The following is a 17714-nucleotide window of genomic DNA, read 5'->3' as shown; positions in this document are numbered from 1 at the left end:
AGACAGGGGCCTTCAAGCGACCCGATCAAACGGCACGTATCAGGAAGATGGCCACAGTTTATGGAAGTGATGCACCGGACCGTGTCCGTTGCCCACGGTTAGTTCACCCGAGCGGGCAATGGCTTCGTACAAGTACTTTTTGGCAGCCAGGGCGGCGTCAGGCACATTGCTGTATTGGGGCAGCAGGGCGGCTAGCGCAGCTGACAAGGTACAGCCGGTACCGTGTGTATTGGCCGTATCAATACGCTTGGCGGGCATTTCGATCATCTTGTCGCCATCGTGCAGCAGGTCTATGCAGTCCGAACCGGGCAGGTGGCCCCCTTTCAGGAATACCCAGCGCTGATCGCTGTGACTCATCAGGCGACGCAGGCGCTCGGCGGCCTGACGCATTTCCTTGACGGTTTCTACCGGGCGGGCGTCCAGCAGAACACCGGCTTCGGGCAGATTGGGCGTGATCATGGTGCACTGGGGCACCAGTTGCTCGCGCAAGGCATGGACAGCCGACTTTTCCAGCAAATGGTCGCCGCTTTTGGCGATCATCACCGGGTCCAGCACCAGATGCTTGGGTTTGAAGTGAGCCATGCGTTCGGCCACCACGGTGGTGACAGCCTCCTGGCCCAACATGCCTATCTTGACGCCATCAATGCGCACGTCGGCAAACAGCGTATCAATCTGCTGGCGCACAAAGTCGGCAGGAACGGGGCTGATGCCGGTGACCCCTTGGGTATTTTGTGCCGTCAAAGCGGCAATGACAGCGGTGGCATAAGCACCCAGGGCGCTCATGGCTTTGACATCAGCCAGAATACCGGCGCCGCCGGAGGGGTCAACTCCGGCAATGGTCAGCGTATTGGGAATCATGTCTCGATCAGGTACGGGAGTGAATCAGCCCTTCGGTAGGGGAGCTGGGGTCGGCATCGTAGTATTTGCGGGGTACACGGCCAGCCAGATACGCCTGGCGACCGGCTTGTACTGCCAGGTTCATGGCACTGGCCATCATAACAGGCTGACGGGCACCGGCAATGGCGGTGTTCATCAGGACACCATCACAGCCCAGCTCCATGGCAATAGCGGCATCCGAGGCCGTACCGACACCGGCATCCACCAGCACCGGCACCTTGCTCTGATCGATGATCAGGCGCAAGTTCCAGGGGTTGATAATGCCCATGCCCGAACCGATCAGGGAGGCCAAAGGCATGATGGCCACACAGCCAATATCTTCCAGCATACGGGCCTGGATAGGATCATCAGCGCAATACACCATCACATCAAAACCTTCATCCACCAGGGTTTTGGCGGCTTTCAGGGTTTCGGGCATATTGGGGAACAGATTGCCGGAGTCGCCCAGCACTTCCAGTTTGACCAGCTTGTGACCGTCCAGCAGTTCGCGGGCCAGACGCAAGGTCCGCACGGCGTCATCGGCGGTGTAGCAACCCGCAGTGTTGGGCAGCAGGGTGTATTTGGAAGGGGGCAGGTAATCGAGCAGATTGGGCTCGTTGGCGTTCTGGCCGATATTGGTGCGGCGAATGGCCACGGTCACAATTTCAGCGCCGCTGGCTTCAATAGCCAGACGAGTTTCATCAAAATCTTTGTATTTACCGGTGCCTACCAACAGCCGGGATTGGTAGCTGGTTCCGGCCAGGATAAAGGGGTCGTTGTTCACTGTTTGGGTCATGGTGGTGCTTTGTTGCGCATCCGTCTTTGGTGACGGAGAGATAAGTGATTTTTGCTGGGCAAACACTGCAAGAATAATCCATTTGGCCGGTACTCGCAGGAAAACCCTTATATAAGCTTGCTGGTGTTCGGGGGGAAGGGCGCGTGAGCAGCAGGCAGTAAAGCCTCTTCAGTCGGGGGCTTGTGGGTGCCCTGCAAAATCACATATCCCTAAGTATAAATTTGATGTCCACAAGGTGATGGAAAGTGTGCCAATGCCTGACAGACAAGCCTTGGGTCAGGTGCGAAAATATCGTTGGTGCAAAAACCGTTGCCCTTTTTTTAACTACTCACGTTTAAAAGTAAATGGACCCTGATCCTTCTATATGGCTTTGTTCCTGTAAAGGGCAAACCTTCTTAATGACCAGTCAATTGGACGCTGGACCACAAAGCGGGCCCCTCTGATGAGGTGAGCACTCTTTCTGGGCCCTCGTGTCCGAAGGAGAATGCTATGTTCCGCCTCAACCTGTTCCGTTCTACTCCACACAATAATGCGCTGCAAGACGCTCTGCGCCTGGCTGCATCCCGCCAGCGCCAGGGCTACCTGCTGGAGCTGTTGCAAACTCATGGTGCGCGCGAGTTTGCCTATGCTCTTAACGACCTGTCCGGTCGCACCATTGAAAACGCACTGTCCACACTGCCTGCTGTAGAGCGCAGCCAGGTCCTCAAGCATCTGTCCCGTCGTGCCAAAGCCCGTCTGAACGATGTGGAAGGCTTGCGCTGCCAACCCACTCACGCTGTGCTGACCCTGCCGTCCTTTGTGATGTAAGGGTTGTTTTGCAGCGTCGTAGATGCCCCTGAAGTTTGGGGAGTGATCCGCGCCGCTGCAAGCTTCTCTGTGTTGACCCGTGGGCGGGCGTGGCCTTTTTGGCTATGTCCGTTTTCTTGATTTCAGCCCGCATCCGCTCCCTGTTTGTTTTAGATGACCCTTGCAGGGTGGTTAGCTGTTTTAGTGGTGATCTGTCGTGGCCAGACGACGCTTGCGGCCTTCGCCGTCAGAATCTTTGTCTTTTCATGTCATAATTTTGGAATGAGAATGATTATTGATTAGTGTATTCAGGGTCTATGGACTATCCGTCAGCACCCATCGGGATGGGAGATTTCTATCAGGATCACCGTGGCTGGTTGCTGCGGTGGTTGCGCGCGCGTCTGCATTGCAGCTTTACGGCAGAAGATCTGGTTCAGGACACGTTTGTGCGTTTGCTGCTGGCCCCCTGTGCCGTTCATCATTTACGCCACCCCCGTGCGTTTCTGGCGACCACGGCCAGAAGGCTGCTAATTGATCGCAGCCGACGCATGGCTGTCGAACAAGCTTATCTGGAGGCCTTGGAGGCGACCTTGGCCCAAGGGGCGCAAGCACCCTCGGCCGAGCAGTGCGCCCACACGCTGGAAGTGCTGGCCTTGTTGGCCCAGGCTCTGGATGAGTTGCCCGCGCGGGCTCGCATGGTGTTCCTGAGCTGCTATCTGGACGGGGAAACGCAATCCACGGTGGCCAAGCGCTTGGGTGTCAGTGAGCGCACCGTGCGCAATGATCTGGTGCAGGCTTTGCTCCATGTTCAGACCTTGATTCCAGCTTGAACCCCATGTCCAACGAGGAAATAGAGCGACAAGCCGCCCAATGGGTTGTGCTCTTGTCCGATCCCGAACAATTTACCGAACAGGCCCAGGCCGAGTTCATGGCCTGGCGCGTGCTGGACCCGCGTCATGAAGCAGCGGCTGCGGCTATGGAAGCGGTGCTGTGCAGGGTAAGAAAACTGGCCGTACAGGCTAATACCCCTCCTGGGCGCAGTGCGCTGGATGCAGGATTGTCAGCGCGGCCCAAGCTTTTGCGCGATTGGCGTCAGGGCACGATGCTCCTGCTCTGGGCCGTGGTGCTTATCTTGCCGATTCTGGCCTTTGTATTGCCTTGGTCCAATCAGTCCGTCCTTACCGCCGCTGGACAATGGCGCAGTGTGGTGCTGGAGGATGGCACTCGTCTGGAGCTGGCTGGGGCATCGCAAGTCAAGATTTTATATAGCAAGCAGTACCGGGATATTGAGCTGTTGGAAGGGCAGGTTCGTGTGGTGGTGGCCAAGCAGCCGGATCGACCGTTGCGGGTCTTGAGCAGCCAGGCCGTCTCGCAAGCCTTGGGCACTGAATTTATCGTGCAGGAGCAGCCTCAAGGCACCTTGCTGACCGTGCTGTCCTCTCGGGTTCTGGCGTATCCGCGTACCCAAGGCCCACAAGCGGCTCGCGAACTGGGGCCGGGCGATCAGGTGCAGATCAATGCGCAAGGCCTGGGGGTAAACCGCCAGACGGATGTGAACAGCGTCATACGCACGTGGGACCAGCGGCAACTGCTTCTGGAGCATGTCCCTTTGACGCAGGCTCTGGAGCAGATCACCCGCCAGTATGCCGGCAAAACACAGATCAATCCGCATGGCATGGAGGGCTTGACGGTTAGTGCTGTCTTGCCTGCTGACAAACCCTTGTCGGCCTTGGCGTTGTTGAAGAATTTGTATCCCCGATTGCAGGTGCAAAACACGCCAAACGAAGGATTGACGATTAATTTCAGGCCTTGATTGCCGCTTTTTTGGACTCGTGCGTCTTTAACAGATAGACCTTGCCAAAGAAGGAGAGATTTCATGGTCCCGAAGAATGCGCCGCCTTTGGCGCTTGTGAAAACGTCGTTCATGCCCAATATCTGCCGCCGCTTGCTGGGTCTGGCTTTTGTAGGGGCCTTGATGCTGAATGTGGCACCGGCCTCGGCCCAGACGACCCAAGCTTATGCGCTGGAAGCCGGGGATCTGGCTAGCCGCTTGAGCCAGTTCGCTCAACAGGCCGGGGTGGCGCTGGTGATGGATTCTTCCCGACTGCAAGGTCTGCGCGCACCGCGTTTGCAAGGACAGTATTCCGTGCAGGACGGCTTTGCTGCCTTGCTGGCCGGGCAGCCGTTTCAGGTTCAAAGCCGGGATCAGGGCTATGTCTTGATTGCCCTGCCTGATAGTGACACCTTGGCTGACGGCGCCGGTGTGCAGTCTTTGGCCAGTATTGAAGTACGCCGCAATGCGCTGGGCGACATCACCGAAGGTTCAGGCACGTATGCGGCGGGCACAATTGCCACGGCAACCCGTTTGCGCTTGACACCACGCCAGACGCCGCAGGCCATCAGCGTGACTACACGCAAGCAGATGGACGACTTTAACCTGACCAGTATTGATGACGTAGTGCGTCATACTCCAGGCCTTAGCATCATTACTTATGACAGTGAGCGTACCGCTTACGAAGCACGCGGTTTTGGTGTTCAGAACTTTCAATATGACGGCATCCCCACCTTGCGCGATTCACCGTACTCGGCTGGCCATTCGCTCACGGACACAGCGATTTACGATCGTGTGGAGGTATTGAAAGGCGCCTCCGGTTTGCTCACTGGCAGTGGAACCCCAGGCGCGACGATCAATATGATTCGCAAAAAGCCGACGCGCGAGTTTCAGGGGTATGCCAGTGCGGGCTTGGGCTCTTGGAGTAATTACCGTGGTGAAGCGGATTTCTCCGGCCCTTTGAACGAGTCAGGTTCCCTACGGGGCCGTCTGGTCGGCGCCTATCAGGACAAGAAAAGCCATCTGGACCACTACCAACGTCAGACTTTGGTGTTGTACGGCATTGTTGAAGCCGACCTGACACCGGATACCCGTTTGACCCTGGGTGCCGATTTGCAGGACAACGATCCCAAAGGATCAACCTGGGGGGGTATACCGATTTATGACGCACAGGGCAACTTCAACGAGATGGACCGTTCTTTTAATAACGGTACGCGCTGGAGTCGCTGGAACCAGTACACCCGTTCGGCCTTTGCCACCTTGGAGCACGAATTCGACAACGGTTGGATGGCCAAGGTGCAGCTCAATCGCTTGATCAATGGTTATGACTCTGAGCTGGCTTCGGTAGCGGCTGGCAATCCCGATCCTTTAACCGGCAAAGGTACTTCCCTATGGTCTGGACGCTACGTGGGCAAGACAGTCTCCAATACGGCTGACTTTTATGCGACTGGTCCTTTTGAGCTGTTCGGCCGTGAGCATGAGCTGGTGGTTGGCGCAGGTGTATCGCGCCGTCGCTGGACCAACACGTCTTACGGTGAAAACAGCAATGCCGATGTCTCGAATTACTACGAATGGGATGGTCGCTGGCCGCGCATGAACTGGCAGCACCTGGGCGACGACCGTGAAGTGACACGCGAAAATGGTCTATATGTCAGCACACGTCTGAACCTGCGCGATGATTTGAAGTTGCTACTGGGTACACGCTACGCCAACTACAACAAGCTTGAGATGCGTGAGACAGGCATATGGGTGCCTTACTTTGGGGCTGTGTATGACCTGAACGATAATTTCTCCGTCTATGCCAGTTACACCAACATTTTCCAGCCTCAGAGCCTGCAAGACGAGGGAGGCCGTACTCTGGACCCCTTGCGTGGCGATAACTACGAGGTCGGTCTCAAAGGCGAATTCATGGGGGGGCGTTTGACGTCCAGTCTGGCTTATTTCCAACTGCGTCAGGATAACTTCGGCAAGGAAACGGGGGGGCGCACGCCATCGGGAGGTATCGCGTATGAGGCGACTCAAGGTGTGCGCACGCATGGCGTAGAGCTGGAAGTAGCTGGGCAGTTGACGCCGCAATGGCAGATGCATGCGGGTTACGCTTACAAGCTATCGCGCCAGGATGGCGATAAAGTGTCTACCTTGTCGCCCGAGCATCAGTTCAACATCTATACCACGTACGATTTTGAGGGTGACCTGAATGGCCTGACCTTGGGGGGCGGTGCCCGTTGGCAAAGCAAAACCTGGGGTGATGTCAGCCGACCCGGATCTCCGGGTAAGGTTCAGCATACCGTTGCGGGCTATTGGCTGGTGGATGCGATGGCGCGGTATCGCTTCAACAAGAATTTGTCGGCCACCTTTACCGTCAATAACCTGTTCGACAAGCGCTATTACTCTATGTTCTCCTGGTACAGCACGTATACCTGGGGCGAACCGCGCAACATGATGCTGGCAGTGAAGTATCAGTTCTAGGCTGGAGTAGAAAACCGCTCAGGATACCTGGGCTCGATAGCGATCCAGTTGCTCGCACAGCTCGCGAGTGGCCTCTATCAGCCTGGGGCCGGGGCGGTACAGCGCATCCGGGTTCAGGTTCAGCAAGGCGTGGGGGCTTAGCCCCAGATGTTTTTCCCAGAACAGATGGCGGGCGCGCAATTGGGCCGGATCACGGTAGGCCATGATGACCACCTGCGGGCGCTTGTGCAGCACGTCTTCCAGACTGATGGTGGGGGCGACGGCAGCATGGTGGGCATAGATGTTCTGTGCCTTGCAGGTGTTCAGCACATCCTGAATCAAAGGATCGCGTGCCAAGGTATATAAAGGCTCGGAACCGATTTCCAGAAACACGCTGACGGTCTCGCCCAGGCGGCTGTTATGGCGCAGGGCGGCAATCTGATTGTCCAGCAAAGCAGCGATGGGAACGGCGACATCGGCTGTATCCAGGCTGTCTCCTGCCAGACGGACAAAGGCGGGAATGTCGTCCAGTTTTTCAGGGGCGGCAAAGATCAGGCTGATATGGGTTTGCTGTAGCTGGCGCTGTAATTCAGGCCCGATCTGGTTGGCTTGCCAAGCCCAGACTTGATCGGGTTTTAGTTCCAGCAGCCGTTCGGGGTTCACGCGCAAGGCGTCCCCAACGCGGGGTAGATCCTTGGCGGCAGGGGGGTAGTCACTGGAACTGTCTACGGCGATCAAGTGGTCTTGAGCACCGGCGGCAAACAGGATCTCGGTAATGTGGGGAGCAAGGCTAATCGCACGGGCTGGAGCGACAGTTGTTGTGGGGGGGGCGTCTTGTTCGGCTGCGGCGTTTTGTGCTTTTTTATCTTGCTGCTGACTCTGTACTTCTTGAGTACTTTGCTTTGTGCTGGTCTGTGTCTGTGTCTGTGTCTGTGTCTGTGTCTGTGCTTCGGGCTGTGCTTGAATCTGCGCCTGTGATTGCAGGGAGTCTTGCTCCTGAGCTTGCGTCAGGATAGGTAATCCCAAAAGCAGGACGCACAGGGAATGCAAACCCCATAGCCCCAATCTGCTCCAGACAGAGCGCTTCGGGTGTTGAAGGCGATAAGTCGCAGGCAAAGGGGGCATCATGCGCCTTTAAGTCAATGGCGCGGCCCAAGAGCCGCGCCAGAATCAAGCAAAGCTGATTTTACTGCTTACATGCGCCAGGCAAAGTTCAGGAACACGCTGGAGCCGGCGTTGTTATAGCCACGACGGGCCAGGGTGTAGTCCTTGTCGAACACATTGTTCCAGCGCAGTTGGGCTTCCAGGCTGGAGGTCAGCGGGTAGCTGGCGGTCAGGTTCAACAGTCCGTAGCTGCCCAGACGCTGTTCATTTTTCGCATCTTCATAACGATGGGAGGCGAACAGGTACTCAGCACCGGCTTTCAGGTCACCAAACTTGTGATCAACCGCCACCTTGTAGTTTTGCTTAGCGCGGCGCACCAACTGCTTGTCGGTGTTCCTATCTTTGGGGTTGGTGAAGTCGGCACTGGCGCTCAGCGTGGTGTTGCCCAGTTGCTTCATGGCCGTCAAGGTCACACCCGTGATACGTGCTTTTTCGGTGTTTGTCGTCGTGCAGTTTGAATTGGCATCACAAGCGTAGGTATTGATCATGTCGCTGATTCGGTTCTGGTAGACCACCAGACCCAGTTCAGTGGTTTCATCCGTGTAGCGGATATGGCCTTCGACGTTGCGGGATTTTTCGGGTTTGAGGTTGGGGTTACCCGAAAAACTACCGACCATATATGCCTCGTAGGGGGTGTATAGGTCGGCAAAAGTGGGGGCACGAAAGCCAGTATTGGCGGCCACACCTACGGTCCAGTTGCTGGTGATGTCCAGGTCATAGCCCAGGCCACCCGTTACCTTGTTGCCATAGCCGCTGATATTGTCATTACGTACGCTGGCTTGGAGGTGGTGCTGATTAATGTCACCACGATAAATCAGAGCAAAAGCGTTGGTGTTGCGCTGGTCATTATTGTGCACGGACGTGTGCGTCATGCGCTCTTCCAGACGCTCGGCCAGCAAGGACAGGGTATGGCCTTGGGCAAAGGCCAGGTCGTTTTGCCAACTGTATTGGCGTTGCAGTGTGGAATAGCGAGAGGCAAAAGCGCGGTTTTCGACTGTTTCTTTGCTTAGCGAGGCGCTCAGGCGGCTGGTCCACAACTCAGACAGCTTGTTGGTGCTGGTCAGACCGTAGGTTTGCTGACGTGTTTGCGTGCTAGGGGGGCGAGAAGTGGACGTCCCGTTGTCGAACTGGCCGTCTATGTAGCTGTTGATGGCGGTCAGGCCCAGGTGTTGCCCTTGTGCCCATTCGTAGCCTAAGGATCCAGTCAGGCCGTGTTGGGTGTAACCGTCCTTGTCTGGGTTATACGTGTATATGCCCGCAAGTGGATTAGTAGCACTGAATCCATCGCTGGTGCCGTAGCTGGAGGCCAGGCTGTAGTCCCAGCCTTGAGCTGCACCCGAAAAACCGGCGCTGGCTTTGAAGGTGTCTTGCGAGCCCAGGCCCATATTCCCCCAGGCGCTCAAGGCACGGTCGCCACCGCCTTTTTTGGTGATGATGTTCACCACACCACCAATGGCATCCGAGCCATACAGGCTGCTGCCTGCGCCACGCACAATTTCAATGCGTTCGATCAGGGCGGGGTCAATGGCTTGCCAGTTCACTGAACCACTGGTGGAGCTGTTGATGCGCATGCCGTCGATCATGACGCGTGTATGTTGTGGGTTGGTGCCACGCAAATAGATCCCACTAACGGTTTGAGGGCCCCCTTCGGTGTAAATCTCCACCCCAGGCTGACGCTGCAAAATCTCAGCCACACTGCTTTGACCCGCTTTCTGCAAGGTTTCCTGATCAATCACCGTCACGTCACCCACCACGTTTTTCAGTGATTGAGCCATGCGGCTAGGGGTAACAACAATTTGATCCAGCTTGGCGACAGGGGCAGTTTGGGCCGTGGCGATGAAGGGCAGGGCGCCCGCCAGGGCGACCATCAAAGGTCGGATGGACAGTAGAGTCATGGAGATTCCTGTGGGATGTGCGTCCCCGCACATCGGTAAGCGAAGCCGCCCACCGTGGGACGGCCATGAATTCAGGCTCGAGAAGCAGGCTGGTGTCGGGCTTTGCGTGTAGCAGGTACCGTTGCGGGGGCAGCACGTTTGGCAGTTCCGGGGTGGAACCGCTCACGTTTCCCATTTGACTTTCCCAGGCCCACGGCTGCATGGGCCGGAAAGCACCTCTTTCCGAGCGGAAAATGTTACATGCCGCTGGCGCAAAGGTTAAGTGTTTGGGGCGGATTTGCCGTACAAGGCGCTACAATTGTGGCGCCAATCCACCATTCTCGCGGCTCTTGCTGTCAGATGCCGTCAACGTCCCGTTTCGTGCTACGGAGCTTTTTAGTGTCCTATCCTGCTTTGCCTTATCCGATCTCTGCCTATACGCGTGGTGCTGAATTTGCGCACCGTTTGGGGCAGCAAATTCTGATTCTGGATGGTGCGATGGGCACCATGATTCAGCGTTACAAATTGGGTGAGGCTGATTTTCGGGGCGATCGTTTTGCGGATCACCACAAGGATGTGAAGGGCAATAACGAATTGCTGTCGCTGGTGCGACCCGACATTATTCGTGAAATTCACGAGAAATACCTGGCTGCCGGAGCCGATGTAATTACGACCAATACCTTTGGTGCAACCGATGTGGCCCAGGGTGACTACGATTTGCAGGGCATCAGCTATGACCTGAACCTGGCTTCGGCTCAACTGGCCTGTCAGGCACGTGATGCCTTCAGCACACCTGAATGGCCGCGCTTTGTGGCTGGTGCCTTGGGCCCGCAGCCCAAGACGGCTTCTATTTCCCCGGATGTGAATGACCCGGCTGCTCGTAACGTCACCTTTGAGCAACTGCGTGTGGCTTACACCGAACAGGTGCGTGCCTTGCTGGATGGTGGCGTCGATATTTTGCTGATCGAAACCGTTTTTGACACGCTGAACGCCAAGGCGGCTGTTTTTGCGCTGGAAACGGTCTTTGATGAGCGTGGTGAGCGCGTGCCGGTGATGGTGTCGGGCACGGTTACCGATGCATCGGGCCGGATCTTGTCCGGTCAGACGGTAGAGGCCTTCTGGAACTCCATGCGTCATGCCCGTCCCATTACGATTGGCCTGAACTGTGCCTTGGGCGCCGCCTTGATGCGTCCTTACGTGGCCGAGCTGTCCAAGATTTGTGACACCTATGTGTGTGTCTACCCCAACGCTGGTTTGCCCAACCCTATGGCAGAAACCGGTTTTGATGAAACGCCAGCCGATACGTCCAGTCTGCTGCAGGAATTCACGCAAGCTGGCTTGGTGAATATGGTCGGTGGCTGCTGTGGTACGACGCCCGAGCACATTGCCGCCATTGCCGAGCTGTGCCGCAAGTTGCCTCCACGCGTTGTCCCCGAGGTTCCTGTCAAAACCCGCCTGTCGGGTCTCGAGCCTTTGAATATCGACGAAGACACCCTGTTTGTGAACGTGGGTGAACGTACCAACGTCACGGGCAGTAAGGCTTTCTTGCGCCTGATCCAGCAGGAAAACTACGAAGAAGCCTTGTCGGTGGCCCGTCAGCAGGTGGAGAACGGCGCGCAGATTATCGACATCAATATGGACGAGGGCATGCTGGACTCCGCAGCCTGTATGCACCGCTTCCTGAACATGATTGCCTCCGAGCCGGACATTGCCCGCGTGCCCATCATGATCGACAGTTCCAAATGGGACGTGATCGAAACCGGTTTGCGCTGTGTGCAAGGCAAGGCCATCGTGAACTCGATTTCCATGAAGGAAGGTATTGAGCCTTTCCTGGAGCATGCCCGTTTGTGCCGCAAATACGGCGCCGCTATTGTTGTGATGGCGTTTGACGAGCAGGGTCAGGCCGATAGCTACGAGCGCCGGGTGGAAATCTGCGAACGTGCTTACCGCTTGCTGGTGGATGAGCTTGGTTTCCCGCCAGAGGACATTATTTTCGACCCCAACGTCTTTGCCGTTGCAACCGGCATGGATGAACACGCCAATTACGGCCTGGACTTCATTCGCGGCGTTAGCTGGATTCACAAGAATCTGCCGCACGCGCGCTTATCCGGCGGTATTTCCAACGTCAGTTTCTCCTTCCGTGGCAACGAAGCCATGCGCGAGGCCATTCACACCGTCTTCCTGTACTACGCCATTCAGGAAGGCCTGACTATGGGCATCGTGAATGCCGGTCAGTTGGGCGTGTATGCCGATATCGAACCGCATCTGCGCGATCTGATTGAAGACGTGATCCTGAACCGGGCCGAACCCAAAGGCAAAACCGATCCGGCTGACGAACGCACCCCTACCGAGCGCCTGGTAGAAATGGCCGAGAGCGTCAAAGGCTCGGGCGCCAAGAAAGAGGAAGACTTGAGCTGGCGTGAAACCACGGTTGAGCAGCGTTTGATCCACTCTTTGGTGCATGGCATCACCAGCTTCATCGTGGAAGATACAGAAGAAGTTCGTCAGAAGATCGATGCCCAGGGCGGTCGCCCCATCAGTGTCATTGAAGGGCCCTTGATGGATGGCATGAATGTGGTGGGTGACCTGTTCGGTCAGGGCAAGATGTTCCTGCCGCAGGTGGTGAAATCTGCGCGTGTGATGAAACAGGCCGTAGCCCACTTGATTCCTTTCATCGAAGAAGAAAAACGCCAGATTGAGGCTGCAGGTGGTGATGTGCGTTCCAAAGGCCGCATGGTCATTGCCACGGTGAAAGGCGATGTGCATGACATTGGCAAGAACATTGTGTCCGTGGTGATGCAGTGCAATAACTTTGAAGTGGTCAATATGGGCGTGATGGTGCCGTGTGCCGAGATCCTCGCCAAGGCCAAGGAAGTGGAGGCCGATATTGTGGGCCTGTCCGGCTTGATCACCCCCAGCCTGGAAGAAATGGCCTACGTCGCGTCCGAGATGCAGCGCGACCCGTACTTCCGTGAGCGCAACATCCCCCTGATGATTGGTGGCGCGACCACCAGTCGTGTACACACGGCGGTGAAGATTGCCCCGCATTACGACGGCCCGGTTATCTACACGCCGGACGCCAGCCGCTGCGTGGGTGTGGCTACTCAGTTGGTGTCAGATAACGTGGACGAGTTTTTGGCCGAGGTGCGCGAGGAGTACGAACAAGTGCGCCAGCGCCATGCCAATCGCAAAGCCACACCGTTGATCTCGCTGGAAAAAGCGCGCCAAGACAAGCCAGCCATCGACTGGACCACCTACGTGCCGCCACGCCCCAAATTCATTGGTCGCCGTACCTTCAAGAATTACGACTTGGCCGATATTGCCCAGTTCATCGACTGGACGCCGTTCTTCCAGACCTGGAGCTTGTTTGGCAAGTACCCGGCCATTCTGGAAGACAAGGTGGTGGGCGAGCAGGCCAAGACCTTGTTTGCCGAAGGGCAGGCTATGTTGAAGAAAGTCATTGAAGGTCGCTGGTTGACGGCAAACGGCGTGATTGCGTTCTACCCCGCCAATACCGTCAATGGTGAAGATATCGAGGTCTATTCGGACGAATCGCGCAGCGAAGTTCTGTTCACCTGGCGCAACCTGCGTCAGCAAGGCGTCAAGCGTGAAGGCGTCGATAGCAAGTGTCTGGCTGACTACATCGCTCCTAAAGAAAGCGGCGTGGCCGATTACATCGGCATGTTTGCGGTGACTGGCGGGATTGGCGTGGACAAACTGTCCGAGCGTTTCCAGGCCGCCGGCGACGATTATTCCGATTTGATGATCAAAGCGTTGGGCGACCGTTTTGCTGAGGGCTTTGCTGAATGTCTGCATGCTCGCGTACGTACCGACTTGTGGGGCTATGTCACCGACGAGCGCCTGTCCAACGAAGAGCTGATCGACGAGAAATACCAGGGCATTCGTCCTGCACCCGGCTACCCGGCTTGCCCGGAGCATGTGGTCAAGCACGACATGTTCCGCGTTTTGCAGTGTGAAGACATCGAGATGTTCATTACCGACAGCTACGCCATGATTCCGGCGTCCAGCGTGTCGGGTTTCTACTTCAGCCATCCGCAGTCCAAGTACTTCAACGTGGGCAATATTGGCCAGGACCAATTGCAAGACTACATCCAACGCAGTGGCCGCACGGAAGAAGACGTACGCCGTACCTTGTCGGGTGTGTTGGGCTGATATGGGAACGACGGGGCCTAATCCGGGCGGCGCCGAGAGCGCGTCCCAAACCCGGCGTCAGGCTTTGGGTCGCTTCTTGCGTCATGCGCGGGAACGCATCCGGCCTGTAGATCTGGGCCTGGCCCCTGGCGTGCGTCGTCGCACTCCTGGCCTGCGTCGTGAAGAAGTGGCTCAACTGTGCGATATCAGCACCACCTGGTACACCTGGATCGAGCAGGGCCGTGACGTGACCGTGTCCCCCACCGTCTGCGCCCGCCTGGCAACGGTCCTGAAACTGGCCCGGGCCGAGCGCCACTACCTGTTTGAACTGGCCGACTGCGCCGACCCCGAGCATTGGCAGGGTGATATTCAACCCTTGCCGCAAGGCCTGAGCGCATGCGTTGATAGTATTTCCGCCCCGGCTTACATTCTGGACCGCAGCTGGAACGTACTGGCCCGCAACGAAGCCTTGTTGGGTTTGTTCGATGGTTGGCCCGATCGTAGCGAGCAGCCCAATCTACTGCGCTATATCTTTCTGGACCCGGCAGCGCGTGAGCTGGTGGTGGACTGGGAGCAGCGTGCCAGCCGCGTTGTGGCGGAATTCCGCGCCGACGTAGGCGCTCATGCCGATGAAGCCGATGTGCAGGCCCTGATCCAGGAACTGGCGCATCAAAGCCAGGTCTTTGCGTTTTGGTGGGGACGCCAGACCGTGGTGGAGCGGGAAGGGGGCTTGCGGGATTTTCGACACCCCAGCCAGGGCGTGCGCCGCTTTCAGCAGTTTACCTTTCGCCTGGCAATACGCCCGGACTGCAAGCTGGTGATGTTGCTGGAAGATGAGGATAAGCCGGTTTAAATTGGCTTCCTTATTATTTATTTTTTAAGATTGATTTTATTGCCAATCAGGTTTCTTTTTTTCAATAAAATAAATTATCAAAATTATTGATTCATGATTTATTGTCTTGAATTACTTATCGAATTCTCTTCAATTACTTGAGCACCGGAAAATGCTGCATTTTCCGAGATTGAGAAAGGGTGCCGGGCGTCAGGCCATAACTTGAGACGAAATGGCGTGTTAAGTGGCTTTGATCTGCAAAACCCGATAAAAGAGACGCTTGAAGCAAGGTGTGTCCTTGCATGATCAGGCGGCGCGCCATTTGCAGCTGACGCTGTAGCCGATACGCATGAGGCGGCAACTGCGTCACAGCTTTGAACGCCCTTAGAAATTGGAATCGGCTTAAACCGGCCTCCGTTGCCAGTTCATTAAGCGAGACCGGGATTTCCGGGTGAGCATCAAGACGAGCTTTGGCTCTGGCTAACTTGGCAGACAGAATCTCCGCTTCCGTGGGCTGAGTATTTCCAAGCAGTGGCACCAGAATCTGAAAAAGCTCCTGCTCCGCAATTTCATCTATCAGTCCTTGCTTGGGCTCGCGGTTTGGATCGGTTAATGCTGCGTACAGGCGCTTGAATGCCATGACCGCCGAGGGGTCGCCAAGAACAGGGTGGATAAACTCCACCCCGGCGCTATGCCCCATGGACTGGGCAAACTGGGCTATCAGCTCTGGGTCCAGATACAGCATGCGCCAGGTTCTTGCCTTGCCTTCTACGGGTCTTCCATCGTGAACTTCGTTGGGGTTGACGGTAATCATGTTGCCGTTGGTGGCTCGTACCTGCCCGCGGCCACTGGCAGAGTCCTGGGCCCCGCTGACCACCACCCCTATCCCAAACTGATCATGAGTATGCCGACCAAACGATTGGCTGGACATCGCTTCAACAGCGACGATATCTGTCTGCCCGCATACCCTCGCTTTGAATTGTTTACTGACCTTCATTTGGGACATTTCCTTTCCTTGTCTAAGAACACACTTCGTGTTCCTGGATGAATGGGGAAATGATTATTCTAGTCGTTTTCTATTTTTGTTTTTATCAAAAAAATAGTGCTCCCTCTTGATGTCTGCGGTTTTCCTGTTTCCTTGCAATATCGTTCAAGATTTTTCTTGGTCAATGCTATTAAATGCCAAGGTTATTACGTGAATTGATTTGCGTCCTAGAGGAAAAGATGTCAAGTCGCACACTTGGATATGTATTGCTGTCCTTGGCCATGATGACGGTTGGATCGACTGTCATTGCTTCCAAGCTGATCGCTGGCAACATGCCTGCTTTTTTGGCAACGGCGCTTCGTTTTGCGCTTGCCTTGCCGGTTTTGCTTGCCCTGGTGTTCTGGCAGCGAGAGCGGTGGCCCAAGTTGATGTTTCGGGACTGGGTGCTGTTACTGCTCCAGGCCGGGGCGGGCAGTGTTGGCTATACGACTTTGCTGATAGCCGGTTTGTCCCATCTGTCAGCGGCTGATGCGGGTGTAATCATAGGCACATTGCCCGCCGTATCTGCGCTTTTCTCCGTGATTGTCCTGAGTGAGCGGCCAGGGCTAAGGCTCCTGATCAGCGTCGTGCTGGCGACCTTGGGCGTCATGGCAGTGGCCTGGAAAGGAACCGGCCCGAGTTCGTCGATTGGCATGTTGTACATCCTGGGGGCAGTGGTTTGCGAGAGCGCATTCATTTTGCTGAACAAACGCATCCCTGTGCCGCTGCGGCCTTTATTGCAGGCTACCACGATGACAGGCCTGGGCCTGCTGGTGTCTTTGCCCTTTGCTTTTCTTGAATTACCGCCTTCCATGCCAGATGCCGCAGCGATAGGCGCAGTGGTTTGGTATGCGCTTGTCCCTACTGTTGCTGGATTTTTGCTGTGGTATGGCGGGGCAGCGCGAGTCAGTGGCAGCGAAGCGTCTGTGTTTACGGCGGTTGCTCCTTTGACAGCCGTCACCCTGGCAGCGCTGGTTTTAGGGGAGCAGATTGGGTGGGTACAGATTGTGGGTGTTGCCACGGTCATTCTTGCCATTTTTGTGTTGACCTTCCCGGTGCGAACCCGAGCACGAACTGTACTGACGCAATAGGCAGTGTGCTTGCCTGTATTTCACATTTTCAATTGGCGAAAGGTGCCTTGTATACCATGTACTTCAATCATTCTGACACTGTGTGGAACCGCTTTCCGGGGCTGACGGCATTGGTCTTGGTTTTACAAGGGGTGAGGGCAGCCGAGCTACAAAACGGTGCCCTGAACAGCACATTCACGAGGGTTAGCCAGTTGCTGGAGCAGGGGCCGGAGAGTGAACTCCCGTCTATTCAGGCTTGGCGTCAGGCTTATTCCCAGATGGGCATGAAGCCGACTCAATACCGCTGTGCGGTTGAAGCATTGCTGCGTCGCTTTCGTAAAGACGGACACCTGCCTGGCTTTCATCCTTTGATCGATACCTTGAACGCAGAGTCTATGCAGGCAGCCATTCCGATTGCGGCATTTGACTGCGCCCATATTTCTGGAGGCATCACAGTTCGGCCTGCCGATGGCACGGAGATTTACCGAACCTTTCAGGGTGAGGTCGAACATCCAACAGCAGACGAGATTGTGTTTGCCGATGAGGCCAACCATGCGCACTCACGTCGCTGGATCTTTCGGCAGGGGGCTCAGTCCGTGGTCTCCAAAGAGTCAGATACGGTGCTGGTCGTCGCGGAGGCATTACATGAGCGGGCTTATGAAGATCTGGAGGCCTTGCACGAACGCATCACGATACGTGCGGCTGAGGTGGGAGTGTCTATTCAGAAAGCCGAGATGCTGAGTCAGTCATACAGGCGTTTTGAGTTCGTTTCGTAGCTTTATTACTAGACTAAAGCCCGTTGCAAACATGCTGCCTGATGAGGGGGCAAGCATGCCTGATGAGCTATAAAACCGTTCGGAC

Annotated in this window: 13 protein-coding genes and 1 riboswitch; of the genes, 8 read left to right on the top strand and 5 right to left on the bottom strand. The window is 56.1% G+C overall.

Going from position 1 to position 17714, the window contains the following annotated elements; genetic code table 11:
- Window positions 1-39: 39 nt before the first annotated feature.
- Window positions 40-858, bottom strand: a complete 819-nt coding sequence (gene thiD, locus LNA76_RS14265; RefSeq protein ID WP_108728503.1) for a bifunctional hydroxymethylpyrimidine kinase/phosphomethylpyrimidine kinase — start codon at window positions 856-858, stop codon at window positions 40-42.
- 7 nt (window positions 859-865) lie between these two features.
- The gene (locus LNA76_RS14260; RefSeq protein ID WP_042486634.1) at window positions 866-1672 is read right to left on the bottom strand and encodes a thiazole synthase; all 807 of its coding nucleotides are present in this window, start codon (window positions 1670-1672) and stop codon (window positions 866-868) included.
- A gap of 489 nt (window positions 1673-2161) precedes the next feature.
- Between LNA76_RS14260 and LNA76_RS14255 the strand changes: the two genes are divergently transcribed.
- The 4 genes from LNA76_RS14255 to LNA76_RS14240 all read left to right on the top strand — a co-directional run bounded on the left by LNA76_RS14255 (window position 2162) and on the right by LNA76_RS14240 (window position 6758).
- The gene (locus LNA76_RS14255) at window positions 2162-2479 is read left to right on the top strand and encodes a hypothetical protein (RefSeq protein WP_094197826.1); all 318 of its coding nucleotides are present in this window, start codon (window positions 2162-2164) and stop codon (window positions 2477-2479) included.
- Between the two features lie 323 nt (window positions 2480-2802).
- Window positions 2803-3288, top strand: a complete 486-nt coding sequence (locus tag LNA76_RS14250; RefSeq protein ID WP_230019305.1) for a sigma-70 family RNA polymerase sigma factor — start codon at window positions 2803-2805, stop codon at window positions 3286-3288.
- Window positions 3289-3293: 5 nt separating this feature from the next.
- Entirely contained in the window at window positions 3294-4271 is a 978-nt protein-coding gene (locus LNA76_RS14245; protein ID WP_094197824.1) for a FecR family protein, read from the top strand.
- Between the two features lie 63 nt (window positions 4272-4334).
- Window positions 4335-6758 carry a TonB-dependent siderophore receptor gene (locus tag LNA76_RS14240; protein WP_230019304.1) on the top strand — a complete coding sequence of 808 codons (2424 nt, stop codon included), beginning with the start codon at window positions 4335-4337 and terminating at the stop codon, window positions 6756-6758.
- An 18-nt stretch (window positions 6759-6776) separates the two neighbouring features.
- On the opposite strand, the gene LNA76_RS14235 is transcribed toward LNA76_RS14240, so the two are convergent.
- Window positions 6777-7763 carry an ABC transporter substrate-binding protein gene (locus LNA76_RS14235; RefSeq protein ID WP_230019303.1) on the bottom strand — a complete coding sequence of 329 codons (987 nt, stop codon included), beginning with the start codon at window positions 7761-7763 and terminating at the stop codon, window positions 6777-6779.
- A gap of 167 nt (window positions 7764-7930) precedes the next feature.
- Window positions 7931-9796, bottom strand: a complete 1866-nt coding sequence (locus LNA76_RS14230) for a TonB-dependent receptor domain-containing protein (RefSeq protein WP_230019302.1) — start codon at window positions 9794-9796, stop codon at window positions 7931-7933.
- Window positions 9797-9865: 69 nt separating this feature from the next.
- Window positions 9866-10031: riboswitch (cobalamin riboswitch) on the bottom strand.
- A 143-nt stretch (window positions 10032-10174) separates the two neighbouring features.
- On the opposite strand from LNA76_RS14230, the gene metH reads away from it, so the two are divergent.
- Together metH and LNA76_RS14220 are read left to right on the top strand one after the other, a co-directional pair.
- Entirely contained in the window at window positions 10175-13948 is a 3774-nt protein-coding gene (gene metH, locus LNA76_RS14225; RefSeq protein WP_230019301.1) for a methionine synthase, read from the top strand.
- A gap of 1 nt (window position 13949) precedes the next feature.
- Window positions 13950-14780, top strand: a complete 831-nt coding sequence (locus LNA76_RS14220) for a helix-turn-helix transcriptional regulator (protein WP_108728510.1) — start codon at window positions 13950-13952, stop codon at window positions 14778-14780.
- 133 nt (window positions 14781-14913) lie between these two features.
- Here LNA76_RS14220 and LNA76_RS14215 read toward each other — a convergent pair whose 3' ends face one another.
- On the bottom strand, window positions 14914-15765 hold the full coding sequence (locus LNA76_RS14215; RefSeq protein WP_230019300.1) for an AraC family transcriptional regulator: 852 nt from the start codon (window positions 15763-15765) through the stop codon (window positions 14914-14916).
- A 218-nt stretch (window positions 15766-15983) separates the two neighbouring features.
- On the opposite strand from LNA76_RS14215, the gene LNA76_RS14210 reads away from it, so the two are divergent.
- Both LNA76_RS14210 and LNA76_RS14205 read left to right on the top strand, forming a co-directional pair.
- Window positions 15984-16874 carry a DMT family transporter gene (locus LNA76_RS14210; protein WP_230019299.1) on the top strand — a complete coding sequence of 297 codons (891 nt, stop codon included), beginning with the start codon at window positions 15984-15986 and terminating at the stop codon, window positions 16872-16874.
- Between the two features lie 56 nt (window positions 16875-16930).
- Window positions 16931-17629, top strand: a complete 699-nt coding sequence (locus tag LNA76_RS14205) for a B3/B4 domain-containing protein (RefSeq protein WP_230019298.1) — start codon at window positions 16931-16933, stop codon at window positions 17627-17629.
- The last annotated feature ends 85 nt before the right edge of the window (window positions 17630-17714 follow it).

This window comes from Alcaligenes sp. MMA (assembly GCF_020907215.1).
Lineage (GTDB): Bacteria > Pseudomonadota > Gammaproteobacteria > Burkholderiales > Burkholderiaceae_B > Alcaligenes > Alcaligenes aquatilis.
The sequence above is the reverse complement of the archived record's forward strand: the minus strand, read 5'-3'. Positions and strand labels throughout refer to the sequence as shown.

Excerpts from the sequence above, each read along its gene's own strand:
- LNA76_RS14240 (WP_230019304.1), top strand. The coding sequence starts at position 4,335 with ATGGTCCCGAAGAATGCGCCGCCTTTGGCGCTTGTGAAAACGTCGTTC.
- thiD (WP_108728503.1), bottom strand. The coding sequence starts at position 858 with ATGATTCCCAATACGCTGACCATTGCCGGAGTTGACCCCTCCGGCGGC.
- LNA76_RS14255 (WP_094197826.1), top strand. The coding sequence starts at position 2,162 with ATGTTCCGCCTCAACCTGTTCCGTTCTACTCCACACAATAATGCGCTG.
- LNA76_RS14220 (WP_108728510.1), top strand. The coding sequence starts at position 13,950 with ATGGGAACGACGGGGCCTAATCCGGGCGGCGCCGAGAGCGCGTCCCAA.
- LNA76_RS14260 (WP_042486634.1), bottom strand. The coding sequence starts at position 1,672 with ATGACCCAAACAGTGAACAACGACCCCTTTATCCTGGCCGGAACCAGC.
- LNA76_RS14205 (WP_230019298.1), top strand. The coding sequence starts at position 16,931 with ATGTACTTCAATCATTCTGACACTGTGTGGAACCGCTTTCCGGGGCTG.
- LNA76_RS14245 (WP_094197824.1), top strand. The coding sequence starts at position 3,294 with ATGTCCAACGAGGAAATAGAGCGACAAGCCGCCCAATGGGTTGTGCTC.
- LNA76_RS14215 (WP_230019300.1), bottom strand. The coding sequence starts at position 15,765 with ATGTCCCAAATGAAGGTCAGTAAACAATTCAAAGCGAGGGTATGCGGG.
- LNA76_RS14210 (WP_230019299.1), top strand. The coding sequence starts at position 15,984 with ATGTCAAGTCGCACACTTGGATATGTATTGCTGTCCTTGGCCATGATG.
- LNA76_RS14230 (WP_230019302.1), bottom strand. The coding sequence starts at position 9,796 with ATGACTCTACTGTCCATCCGACCTTTGATGGTCGCCCTGGCGGGCGCC.
- LNA76_RS14250 (WP_230019305.1), top strand. The coding sequence starts at position 2,803 with ATGGGAGATTTCTATCAGGATCACCGTGGCTGGTTGCTGCGGTGGTTG.